General features: G+C 64.0%; 10 protein-coding genes. 2 read left to right on the top strand and 8 right to left on the bottom strand.

Translation table 11 applies throughout. The features are described from left to right. The 5 genes from ACNKW1_RS15115 to ACNKW1_RS15095 form a co-directional block, all read right to left on the bottom strand. Window positions 1-858 (bottom strand): restriction endonuclease subunit S (locus ACNKW1_RS15115; RefSeq protein ID WP_418365406.1); only part of this gene is annotated, 858 nt, incomplete at its 3' end. Continuing rightward, entirely contained in the window at window positions 851-2686 is a 1836-nt protein-coding gene (locus ACNKW1_RS15110; protein WP_418365405.1) for an ATP-binding protein, read from the bottom strand. The genes ACNKW1_RS15115 and ACNKW1_RS15110, both read right to left, overlap by 8 nt. After that, window positions 2679-4202 carry a type I restriction-modification system subunit M gene (locus ACNKW1_RS15105; RefSeq protein ID WP_418365404.1) on the bottom strand — a complete coding sequence of 508 codons (1524 nt, stop codon included), beginning with the start codon at window positions 4200-4202 and terminating at the stop codon, window positions 2679-2681. The genes ACNKW1_RS15110 and ACNKW1_RS15105 overlap by 8 nt, the downstream gene beginning before the upstream one ends. After that, on the bottom strand, window positions 4199-5695 hold the full coding sequence (locus tag ACNKW1_RS15100) for a type I restriction-modification system subunit M (protein WP_068809728.1): 1497 nt from the start codon (window positions 5693-5695) through the stop codon (window positions 4199-4201). Before ACNKW1_RS15100 ends, ACNKW1_RS15105 begins: the two co-directional genes overlap by 4 nt. A 108-nt stretch (window positions 5696-5803) precedes the next feature. Beyond that, a complete protein-coding gene (locus tag ACNKW1_RS15095) occupies window positions 5804-6925 on the bottom strand; it encodes a hypothetical protein (protein ID WP_068809727.1) in 1122 nt (373 codons plus the stop codon). On the opposite strand from ACNKW1_RS15095, the gene ACNKW1_RS15090 reads away from it, so the two are divergent. Next, window positions 6924-7865, top strand: coding sequence for a competence protein CoiA family protein (locus ACNKW1_RS15090; RefSeq protein ID WP_288092184.1), 942 nt, complete (start codon window positions 6924-6926; stop codon window positions 7863-7865). The genes ACNKW1_RS15095 and ACNKW1_RS15090 overlap by 2 nt on opposite strands. Before the next feature lie 109 nt (window positions 7866-7974). Beyond that, window positions 7975-8544 (top strand): hypothetical protein, encoded by a 570-nt coding sequence (locus ACNKW1_RS15085; protein WP_418365403.1) that lies wholly within the window; start codon window positions 7975-7977, stop codon window positions 8542-8544. Between the two features lie 305 nt (window positions 8545-8849). On the opposite strand, the gene trbL is transcribed toward ACNKW1_RS15085, so the two are convergent. Genes trbL through trbJ form a run of 3 tightly spaced genes read right to left on the bottom strand, consistent with a single transcriptional unit; the run spans window position 8850 to window position 11294 of the window. Beyond that, a complete protein-coding gene (gene trbL / locus ACNKW1_RS15080; RefSeq protein WP_418365402.1) occupies window positions 8850-10295 on the bottom strand; it encodes a P-type conjugative transfer protein TrbL in 1446 nt (481 codons plus the stop codon). A 5-nt stretch (window positions 10296-10300) separates the two neighbouring features. Then, window positions 10301-10513 (bottom strand): entry exclusion lipoprotein TrbK, encoded by a 213-nt coding sequence (trbK, locus tag ACNKW1_RS15075; RefSeq protein WP_277079987.1) that lies wholly within the window; start codon window positions 10511-10513, stop codon window positions 10301-10303. Window positions 10514-10523: 10 nt separating this feature from the next. Further along, complete coding sequence (gene trbJ / locus ACNKW1_RS15070) at window positions 10524-11294, bottom strand: P-type conjugative transfer protein TrbJ (RefSeq protein ID WP_277079988.1); 771 nt, start codon at window positions 11292-11294, stop codon at window positions 10524-10526. Window positions 11295-11297: the final 3 nt, after the last annotated feature.

The raw sequence follows: 11297 nt of genomic DNA, 5'->3' as shown, positions 1-11297 counted from the left end.
AGCCGCTTCTATGCCAAGCATGCCAACGCGGCCACGAGTTGGCCCCTGCCCGTAAAGCGCAATTAGGACGGAGTTCGGCGGGCACAGCTTCGCCGTAGATCCCCTCAATCCCTCAACGGATATATGCTCCTCCGTTGATTGTATGACGAAGTAATTTACTTCACCTGTTTTCACCCAAGGCACGCCGCCATTCCAAAACGTTGCGTTGTTACGACTTGGAGTACCGCCAGCAGTCACCTTGAAAAGCTGTCCAATTGGCTCCGTGGGCCAGCCATTCAGATCGGCGTCAAGCAACTCCTGAATCGCTGACTTCTGCAATCTTCCGGCTTCGCGCTCCGCAGTTCGTAACTCTTCTTCAAGAGCTGCTATTGATTCCATAAACTCAACCAACCGGTGCTGCTCATCCATAGGCGGCAGCGTAAATTCTTGCTCCGCCATCGTTTTCCAGTTGATCGTTGGCGATAACGAACCCACGGAAATCTCCACCGCCCGATTCATGAACACATCGCTCTGCATGAAAAACGGCAGGAGCTCCGGCAACACGACATCTGGCTTCGCCCGCAGCACCATGGCATGCGCCGAACAGATACCATCGAACTCCGCCACTCCGAGCTTGCGCTGATACGCCCGGCGGCGTCCGAAGATGATGTCGCCCTTGCGAAAGACGAGCTTGGTCGCCTCGACATCGTCGGGGCTGCCCCAGCGCCGGATCTTCAGCGAATCGGAATCGAGGTGCTCGAGGCCGACGTAATGCTCCATGCCGGATTCGGAAGGGTTGTCGACCCGCTCGTTGACGTTGGTGGCGATCTGGTCAAAGCGCCAAACCTTCCAACCGGGTCTCAGTTGCTTCTCAGCCATTGTTCTTGTCCTCAGCCCCAGCGGCGACATAGGCCTGGTGCGGGTGTTTAGCGCTTTCGGGGTAGCGAAAGCGCAGCTGCCCCTCTCGCACCATTGGAATCAGGTGCTTGTTGCGCAAGTAGTGCCGGTCTTTGTTCAGAAAACTTGCAAGCTGGTCCACGCCCAAAGCCTGCCATGCGCACAGGCGCACAATGGCGCCACGCAAGGCTTCCGTGCTGACGCGGCCCTGTAGGGTTGCAAGCAAGGTTGCAAGCTCGGGAGGCAAGGTTGCATGCTTCGGGTTGCAAGCCTCCCCTGCTGGCGCACTGGAGCTTGTGGGGATTGCAAGCAGTGTGGGGATTGTTGGGCTGGCCAGTTCGTAATACGTGTGGCTGCCGCCCCCATGTTTTTCCAGCAAGCCCTTGTCCCGCAGGCGGCGCAGCACGCGGCTAGCGGTCAGCGTGTCCAGCCCGCTGAAGTCGCGGCACGCCGTGTTGTCCACCGCACCCGTGGCACGCGCGTAGATCAGCACCTTGGTTTCGTCGGCATCCAGCGGCTCGCCGCTCAGCGAGCGCAGCCAGGCGTGGTCGTCCTCGGTGAGCAGGTTGTGCAGGAAGAGCGTGACGCGGAACTCGTCCGACTCGCGGCTGGAGTAAAACTCGGGCAGCGTCAGCCCAGCCTCGGCGGCCAGCCGGCGCATGCTGCGGATGCCGGTGCCTTTGGCTTCGGCCAGGTTCAGGTCGTGAAGCACGGCGGCCAGGGTGGGGTTACGCAGCCGTGAGCCTGGAATGCCGAGCTCGGCCACGGGCTTGAGCGAGTGGCCGACGTTGCGGATCTCGATGCGGTTGCTGTAGCGGATGATCTGGATCGGGCTGTGCTGCGTGTAGCTGCGGTGCATCACCGCATTGGCCAGTGCCTCGCGGATCACCTTGCGCGGGACGATCGGCTCCTGGACGCTGTGCAGCTCGCCCTCGGGCAGATGAAAACCCTTGGGCAGCTCGTCGATGATGCTGGCTTCGGCCAAGGGCAGCGCCAGCAGCAGCGGCTTGCGGATCTCGATGGACTGGAAGCGCTCGTGCGGATCTTCCATCCACTCGATGCCGGGCACACGGATGTAGTCGATCTTAACCATCGGCAGCATGCGGCGCAGCGCCATCGGTTTACCGAACAGCAGGATGCCGGCAAGCGTGGGGCGCGGCTCGCCATCGACGCGGCGCACCGCGCCGAGCGCCTCGAGCAGGTCGTCGTCACTGTAGCCGAGCTCCTCGGCGCTGGCGTTCAAGCGGCTGCGCACGCGGCGGTATTCGGCCAGCGCGGCGGGGTCGAAATCGTCCAGTCGTGCATCGGTGAGAATGCTCTGGTCCGGCCCCTTCTGCGGGCGGGTGTCGCCGCGCAGTACCCACAGATCCTCATCCGTGCAGCGTTGGTCGGTCGACCCGATGCGGCGAAACGCTCCTCGCGGCAGACCGGTGGCCTTGAGATAGACCGGCTTGTGTCCGCTGTCGACCTCGGCCACATACACCACGACCAGGGTCTTGCCGTCGATGCGTTCGACGCTGATTTCCGGACGCAATGGAAAACTGAGCATGCTCGCGCATTGCGAGGCCAGATCCCGTTGCAGCTTGTCGGGGTCGGGCACGCCCTCGGGGCGATAAACGGTGTCGCCCTTGCCGTTGATCGACCAATCGACGCCGAGCAGCAAGTAGCCGCCGTCCATGCCGGGCTCGTTGGCATAGGCGATGACGGTCTCCAGCACCGACTTGCCGACCTCCCGCGCACGCTTGGCCTCGATGCGCGGCGACTCGTCGCTGGCATTGAGCTCGTCGAGCAGTTCCTGTCCGCTACGCATCGCTTGCCTCCTTCGCCACGCCGAGCCCGTCGAGCGTCTCGACCAGCGCATCCATCTGCTGCCAGAACGCCCGCCCGCTCTCCTGCCAGGCGTCCCAGGCCTCGGCGAGGCTGGCCGGCTGGTCGCCGCCAGTCGCACCGGCGGCAATAGCCGACGGGCGCTTCACGTACAGCGGAATCGACAGGTTGCCGGCGTTCTTGTGCAGCTCGGCCAGCGTCGCCACCCGGGCAAAGCCGGGCGCGTCGGCGAAGGCCTTGAAGGCGCCGAGGATGCGCTGCTGGTGCTCGGGCTTGAGGAAGCTCTGCGCGCGCTCGCGCGTGACCTCGCCCACCGCGTCGATGAACAGCACCCTGCCCTGGCGTTCGGCCGGTTTGCGCCGGTTGCAGATGAGGATGCAGGACTCCATGGGGGAGTTGTAGAACAGGTTGGGGCCGAGGCCGACGACGGCCTCTACCCAGTCCTGCTCGATCATCTTGCTGCGCATGGCCTGTTCCTCGTTGCGGAACAGCACGCCGTGCGGCCACAGGATGGCGCAGCGGCCGCGGTCGGACAGGCTGGCGAGGATGTGCTGCTGGAAGGCGTAGTCCGCGCGGCCCTGCGGCGGGGTGCCGAGGAAGTTGCGGCCCCACTTGTCCTGCGCCCACGCCTCGCGATCCCACTGTTTGATGGAGTACGGCGGGTTGGCAAGGATGACGTCGAAGCGGCGCAGGCGGTCGCCTTTGATGTGGCGCGGCTCGGCGAGGGTGTCGCCGCGGATGATCTGGAAGTCCTCGACGCCGTGCAGGAAGAGGTTCATGCGCGCGATCGACGAGGTGATGAGATTGCGTTCCTGACCGTAGAGCTTGAGCGTGCGGTATTCGCCGCCCGAACGCTTCACCTCGTCCAGCGCCGAGATCAGCATGCCGCCGGTGCCGCAGGTGGGGTCGTAGATGGACTCGCCTGCTTGCGGGGCGAGGAGCTGCGTCATCAGGTGGACGACGGTGCGGTTGGTGTAGAACTCGGCCGCGGTGTGGCCGGAATCGTCGGCGAACTTCTTGATGAGGTATTCGTAGGCGTTGCCGAGCTCGTCCTCGGGCACGTTGGCGACCGAGAGGGTCTGCGTGGAGAAATGCTCGATGAGGTTCTTGAGCGTTTCGTCGGGCAGGCGCTCGCGATTGGTCCACGGCGCGTCGCCGAAAATGCCGTCGAGCAGGTCCGGGTTGGCAGACTCGATCGCCCGCATCGCCTGCTGAATGGCGGCGCCGACGTTGCGCGGCGTCTGGCGCACGTCGTTCCAGTGCGCGCCCGCGGGGATCTGGAAGCGATGGTTCTCGGCGAACTGCGCGTAGGACAGGTCGCCATCGGACTCGGCCATCGCGGCCTCGTATTCCTCGTCCCAGACGTCGGAGACGCGCTTGAAGAAAAGCAGCGGGAAGATGAACTGCTTGTAGTCGCCGGCGTCGATCAGCCCGCGCAGCAGCACGGCTGCGCCCCAGAGGTAGCTTTCGAGTTCTTGCTGGGTGATGCGCTTGCTCATTTCAGCCAGCCCCCTTCGGCCATGACCTGAGCGAGGCGCTCTTCGGCCTCGCGGCAGCGCTGGAGCGCGTCCTTGAAGGCGGCGATCGCCTCGGGCAGCGGCGGGATGTCTTCCTGCAGCGGCGGCAGCACGTAGCGCGAGATGTTGAGTGTCCAGTCCTCGGCCTCAATCTCGTCGAGCGCGACGACCCGCACGGCGTCCTGCACGTCCTGGAAGTCGCGATACCAGCCGAGGATCTGCGCGGCGTGCTCGGCCTCGAGATAGTTCTGCGCCCTGCCCCGCCGGAACAGACGCGAGGCGTCGGCGACCAACACCTTGCGCCGGCGCGCGGCCGGCTTCTTCTTGCGCAGCACCAGGATGCACGCGGCCAGACCGGTGCCGTAGAACAGGTTGGGCGCCAGACCGATCACCGCTTCGATGAGGTCGAGCTCGAGCAGCTTCTGGCGGATTCCTCCCTCGGCCCCTTTGCGAAACAGCGCGCCTTGCGGCAGCACGACCGCCATGCGGCCGGTGCCGTCCGCCATGGACTTGACCATGTGCTGCACCCAGGCGAAGTCGCCGCTCGACGAAGGCGGCAGGCCGGCGAAGTTGCGGCCGAAGGGGTCGTTGAGCCACAGATCCTCGCCCCACTTCTCCAACGAGAACGGCGGGTTGGCAATGACGCAGTCGAAGGCGGACAGGCGATCGCCGTCGAAGAAGGCCGGGTTGCGCAGCGTGTCGCCGCGCACGATCTTGAAGTCCTCGATGCCGTGCAGGAAGAGGTTCATCCGCGCGATGGACGAGGTGGTGAGGTTTTTCTCCTGCCCGTAGAGCTTGCCCCACAGGCGCTTCACGTCGCCGTGCATCTCCTGCACGTGCTGCACCGCGGCCAGCAGCATGCCGCCGGTGCCGCAGGCGGGGTCGTAGATGGCCTCACCTTCGCGCGGGTCGAGCATGTCGATCATCAGCCGCACCACGCTGCGCGGCGTATAGAACTCGCCGGCCTTCTTGTTGGTGGCGTCGGCGAACTTCTTGATCAGGTATTCGTAAGCGTCGCCGAGCAGGTCGGACGTGACGTTGCGGTTGCCGAGCGGCAACTTCGAGAAGTGCTCGATGAGGTCCTTGAGCAGCGCATCGGACAGGCGCTCCTTGTTCGACCACTGGGCATCGCCGAACACGCCATAGAGCGTGTCGGGGTTGGCCTTCTCGATCTCGCGCATCGCGTGCTGAAGCGCCGCGCCGACGTTGGCCGCCTTGGCGCGTACGTCGTTCCAGTGGCAATCGTCGGGGATCTGGAACCGGTGCGACTCGGGGAACCACGCGAGCTGCTCGTCGCCGGTCTCGTCGACGATCTCCTGGTATTCCTCGTCCCAGACGTCGCAGATGCGCTTGAAGAAGAGCAGCGGAAAGATGTAGGTCTTGAAGTCGGCCGCGTCGACCGGCCCGCGGAGGATGTTGGCCGACTCCCAGAGGTGCGATTCGAGCTGGGCGAGCGTGATGCTGGGTTGATGCAAGGCGCGTACTCGCAGGTGGAAAACTGGGCTGGATTATCGCAGATAGGCGACGGATGACCTCGCTACGGAGCGCTCAAGCCATGTCCGTATCGTTTTGCGACGCGTGCGTCACATTTTCCGGACACCCTCGCGCCGTACGTGGTCGAAGGAGAAGACATGCGCCGCTGGCGCCTCCTCACAGCGCCCGACGAGCTTCCAGGGCAGCATGAAGCCTCCTGAACGCGCGACGACCTTGCCGCCACACAGAGGGCACTTCGCCGTGTAGCGGACGGCCTTGATGGATTTGTCGGTATGACGCGGCGGGCAGCGCCACTCCACGAGGCGGTCATCGTCAACGGACTGCATCCACCACGGTGCTAACGCGATACGCCACTGATGCAGCATCAGAAGCGTGCCGAGCGTGCTCCAAAACGCATATCCAAAGACCGCGGCAGCAATCACTGCATTCATGCTCTCGGTCAGAGGTCGCTTGGCAATCATCATCAGTGCGACCAGAAGAACGGAAAGCCAGACGGCAAGAATGCCAACGATGAACACGCTGCGAAGCGCGTGCCGTCGCCAGCCCGACAAAAAGAAGCCTTCGGCGAAGCTCCTCGCCAACCACGAGGCGTCCTCCACGTCCTCGCAGATGTAACTGACGCGCTCGTCGCCACCAGCGACGGAAAACTGCGCTGGCTGTTCGGCGGCTGACGTTGAGGCTGAATCCTGCCCTTCACCAACCGCGGCCATCGGCAGCGTCACGAGCCGGAACCTGTACCGCGTCGGGTTGCCCTGACCGCCGCCCTCCTCTCGCGACAGCTCGGGAACGAAGTCCAATCCAAGTTGCTGAAAGTGCTGCCGGACCCCCTCCTCTTTCGTGGGCCAGGTTTTGGATACCAGGTTGAGCCAATGCTGGCGAACCTTGTCGGCAGCATCGTCCCAATCCGCGCCAACCACCCACGCCCTGCCGATCACCGTGCCGACCGCCTCGGCGACCTCCATGGCATCGAATCCGCTGTCGGCCCGCTCAGGCTCGCGGCGCGTCAGCAACAACAGCGCCCTCAGTACCGCAACGTTGAGCAGACGCGACTCGCGCCAACCCGCCGCAAGCTCATCAAGCCGCTTCGCTGCCAAAACAATGGCTTGCGTATCCACAAACCCCCTTTCAACCCCGTTGTCCGGGTGTTCTGGCAAAGCGGTCTGCGCGGTAATTCGACTCGTCACTGTCATCAACGAAGGAGCAATCGACATGGAAGCCACGAGTCTGCTGCAATCATTTGCCATTGCCAAGGACGGCCGGGTCGTCTCGGTGAACGAGGTTGAACGCGGACAGGCGTGCGGATGCACCTGCCCGTCCTGCCTCCGAGCTCTCATTGCACGGCAGGGGGACGTGCGGATCTGGCACTTCGCCCATGCAAGCGGCGCCGACTGCGAAGGCGGCGCCGAAAGCGCGCTGCATCTGGCGGCGAAGGCCGCCATCGAGCGCGCGGGCGGCATCACCTTGCCGGGCTTGTCAGTGAAGCGCTCGGTCACGCTGCCGGACGGGCGCCACGGCACCGGGGAGGCCTCAATCCCGGAAACCTGGATCGACTTCACGACCGTCAGGACCGAGGTGAATCTCGGCGCAGTGATACCGGACGTCGTGGGTACGGCCGGCGCGGCGTCCTATTTGATCGAGGTCGGCGTGACCCACTTCGTGGATCAGGAAAAGCTGGCGGTTCTGCGTGGGCTCGGCAATCCGTCCATCGAGATCGATCTTCGGCGCTTTGATCGCGAATCCTGGGACTGGGGAGCCCTTGAGGAGATCGTGGTTCATGGCACTGAGGCCAAGCGCTGGCTGTTCTGCCCCGAGCAGCGGGCACTGATCGAGACGGCGACCGAGCAAGCGCGCGCAGTCGCGGAAGCGATGCCATTGCCAACGCCCCTTCAGCCTCTGCCGAAGGCAAAGCCGTCAAGAACACGCTACTGGCCTGACAACCGCATCGTGGATCTGATCGACTTCCCATTCGGCGTAGCGCTCTGGAGCCCATACGACGCGCAGTTCAACGAAGTGGTGAAAACCTGGTGCCGAGACTTCGGGGGGCGGTGGCAGCGTGCCCACAAGAACTGGCTCTTTCCAGTCGAAGCCAAGCCGTTCCTGGTCGCCGAGATCGCCAAGCGCCAGACGCGTCCGCCTGAGCAGAGGGCTTAGCCCCAAGGCGGGTCGCCCCTCAAGTGTCAATGTCAGCACCGTACCGGAGGTCACGGAGCAATTAATCCGTGATGGATATAGTTACGCAGGAATGCTTTTGAGAAATGTCATGAAGATGAAGAACAACATGCTGGCGCTCACACTGACGGTGTTAGTGGGCTGCGGCGTCGGAGGTCTGCTGTGGTGGGACGCGCAGCGCCAAGCCCAGGTGAAGGAGAGCGCAGCCCCAAGCAAGAGCACGCCGGAAGCAGGGTCGAGGTTCGACTCGCCCACAAGGGACAACGCCACAGCCTTAACGCGGGAAGCAACGCCGCCGGCAATCGGTCTCTACCGCTGCCAGGGACCGGGCGGCGTCCTCTACCAGGCAGAACCTTGCCCGGGTGGAACGAAGCAGGCCGCCGTTTCGGGCGGAACGGTCAGCGTCGTATCGCCCCTGCCCGTGCCCGCGGCGCAGTACGCGCCACCGACCCGCCAATCCAGCACCAAGCCTGTTGGCCTCATCGAAAGAACGCCACCCGACTCCAAGGGGAACGAGTACCAGTGCGAACAGTTCGAGAAGCAGATCAAGCGCATCGACGCTGAAGGGCGACGCGGCGGCACCTCATGGCGTATGGAGCAGCTCCGGGAAGACCGCCGACGGGTCAAGGATGCAATGTGGCGCTTGGGCTGCGGGCGATAAGTGGCAACCGTCATGCTCGACGGCGCGAGGCTGGCGGGCGTCGGACTTTGACACTTGAGGGGCGCAGTTTGACTGATGAGGGGCGCCCCGCTATCGGCGCGGTTGTTGGTAATCCGCGCCGGTATCGAGCCAATTGAGGCATCCGGCCCCCGCCCCTCAAGAGTCAAACACGCTGTCAGATCACTTCACTCGGATGGGGGGCCGGCACCCTGACTGCGTTTCTTTAGCCGCTAAAATCGCGCACTCACGCGGACCGGCGCGCTCGCCGTTGTAGTTGTATGTAATACGCTACAACATACAACCCGTTACACAGCCCCCTGCGACTTGTTCACGAAGGTTGCCACCTCGTCATTCAGCTCCGTCCCCGTCAGGCTGTTGCCCTCGAACTGGACGCTGTTGTCTGCCCCACAGCCTCGAATCGCCGACGCCACTTTGCCCGGCAAGCTCTGATCAGCCCCCTCCTTGAAGTCGGAAGCCAGCTTCACGGCCTTGTCCTTGATCACGCCCCCCGCCCCGGTGGCCAGGTTGGCCGCAGTGCCTTTGGCGAGCGCTGCGGCTCTCGCAAGCCCAGCGCCTGCACCGGCCGATGACGATCCGCCGAAGCCTGCGGCTTGTGCAAAGGCGGAGCCGCTAGCCTCCCCCGCCGCAGCTCGCCTACTGCTGGAGGTTGTCTGTCCCAGGCTGGGCATCTGGCCACCGCCACTGTCGATCCCCGCCTGAGCCTTGTCGAATGCTGCCTTCACCGCCGACACGCCCCCCGCGATGTTCTGCGCACCACTCATCACGGCCGCACCGGCCATTCCGGCCGCCGTAGCCGCCATGCCCGCAGCCCCCATGGCAGCCCCGGCAACAGCTCCCGCGCTGAAGTTGCCAACGCCTCCAGCCGCAGCCACCCCACCACCCGTGATGATGCCCGCCACCAGTGGCGGCACACGGGTGATGAGCAGGAGCAGTGCGAGACAGAAGACCAGCATCACGCCGAGCTCCTCGAAGTTGAGCGCCCCCTTGTTCATCTTGGCGTAGAAGCTCGACAGCAGGTCGTGACCGATACCGAGCAAGAGGGTCATCACGAAGAGCTGCACCGCAACAGCCAGCACCGTGCGGAAGTAGCTGAGCGCCATCTCCGAGGTCCAGCGCGATCCGCCGAAGCCCAGGAAGAAGATGCCGGCGTACATCAGAATCCAGCCCGACACGAAGAGCAGCAGCATGTTCACCGCAACGACTGCCAGCAGCAACAGGATGCCGGCACTCAGCACCACGCCCACGAAACTGTCGATGGGCTGCCAGACAGAGAGGTTCGTCACCGCCTGCTTCCAGATCATGAAGCCGACATCGACGACCCCCGAGGGCGACAGGCCGGACACGCCAATTGCGGATTCGCCGATCTGGCGCATCGAGCCGATGATGGCGTCCGCAATTGCCGGGCCATTGCGCAGCAGCCAGAGGTAGAAGCCGAAGAACAGGATGAAGCGGGCGAACTCGGCGAAGAACTCGCCGATGTCGGCCTTGCGCAGGATGAGCATGCCGCCCGTCCAGGCCAGGGAGATGGTGCCGAGCGTCCAGAACAGCCAAGTTGCTGCATTCATCACCACCGTCTGCCAGCCGGATGCCCGCGCAGCAAACTCGGTGACGACCTGGTCCAGGATACCGCGGTTGGTAGCCGGATCATGAAACGAGAGCTGCGCGAAGGCGCTGCCCGATAGGAGCATCAGTACGGCGACGATGAGTGCCATCGAACGGTTGATCTTCATGGTCTTCACCACCTCTTGGGGTTTGTCGGAAGGGTGCCGGGGCTGACCGGCAGGCGCGAGCAGCGGCTACCGAATTCCCTGCGCGTGGCCTCGTCCCTGATCTGCTGGATCCGCTCGGGGCGGCAATTCTCGGCAGTCACTTCTGGCATCGGCTCCGGAGTGGGCGCGCAGCCGACCAGCAGGCCGGAGAAAAGCACACCGATTGCGACGACGTTCATGACCACCTCCTCACCAGCGCATCGGGCTGCTGGGAAGAGCGTCCGGCCCGCGCCGCTCGGTCGAAGCCAGGTGTGCCGCCTGCTGCCGCGCCGCAAGATCAGCCTCGCTCTGCGCACGGGTGGCCATGGCGTTCTGTTGGGCGATCAACAGGCCGCGGATCTGCAGCAGTTGATTGGCCTGCTGGCTGGCAAGCTGGTTGGCGAACTGGATCGCTTCCATCTGTCCGCGGGCCCCCTCTGCGCGACGCTGGAGCTGCTCCAGCGTTCGGGCGTCGGTTTTGAGTGCTTGTTGCTGAAGCTCCAGGCCGTGAAAGAGTGCATCGTTCGCCCGCTTCTGAGATTCGGAGGCGAGGCGGCGGTTGTCATCCATCGCGGCCCACTCTGCAGCGCTGCAGCCGCTTGCCGAGAAGCATGGCGAGCCGCGGTAGTAGGCCACGTCCTGAAACTTGCCAAGATAGGCATCCACGCTGCCGAGGTGGGTTTTGTAGTAGTTGAGCGTATCAACGGCGGCCATCAGTCCATTGATGGTGGTCTGCGCCTGATCCCAGATGTAGGCCGCCGGCGCCATGGTGTTCTGCAACTGGTTCTCGTACTGCTGCAGCTGTGTCCGGTATTGCTCGATCTGCTTCAGCGTCTGGGCGACGCTCTCGATCGCAGTCATCACGTTCTGAGACAAGTTGGTGCTATCGATCACCGGAATGCCAGCCTGCACCGGCGGCAGTACCCCAAGCGTCATCGATACGACCAAGGCAGTCAGAACGACGGGTTTCGTCTTGCGCATTTC

It is taken from the genome of Thauera sp. WH-2 (assembly GCF_048321015.1).
GTDB lineage: Bacteria > Pseudomonadota > Gammaproteobacteria > Burkholderiales > Rhodocyclaceae > Thauera.
This window is presented reverse-complemented; position numbering and strand designations above follow the sequence as displayed.

Excerpts from the sequence above, each read along its gene's own strand:
- ACNKW1_RS15110 (WP_418365405.1), bottom strand. The coding sequence starts at position 2,686 with ATGCGTAGCGGACAGGAACTGCTCGACGAGCTCAATGCCAGCGACGAG.
- ACNKW1_RS15105 (WP_418365404.1), bottom strand. The coding sequence starts at position 4,202 with ATGAGCAAGCGCATCACCCAGCAAGAACTCGAAAGCTACCTCTGGGGC.
- ACNKW1_RS15090 (WP_288092184.1), top strand. The coding sequence starts at position 6,924 with ATGGAAGCCACGAGTCTGCTGCAATCATTTGCCATTGCCAAGGACGGC.
- ACNKW1_RS15095 (WP_068809727.1), bottom strand. The coding sequence starts at position 6,925 with ATGTCGATTGCTCCTTCGTTGATGACAGTGACGAGTCGAATTACCGCG.
- ACNKW1_RS15085 (WP_418365403.1), top strand. The coding sequence starts at position 7,975 with ATGAAGATGAAGAACAACATGCTGGCGCTCACACTGACGGTGTTAGTG.
- trbL (WP_418365402.1), bottom strand. The coding sequence starts at position 10,295 with ATGAAGATCAACCGTTCGATGGCACTCATCGTCGCCGTACTGATGCTC.
- trbK (WP_277079987.1), bottom strand. The coding sequence starts at position 10,513 with ATGAACGTCGTCGCAATCGGTGTGCTTTTCTCCGGCCTGCTGGTCGGC.
- trbJ (WP_277079988.1), bottom strand. The coding sequence starts at position 11,294 with ATGCGCAAGACGAAACCCGTCGTTCTGACTGCCTTGGTCGTATCGATG.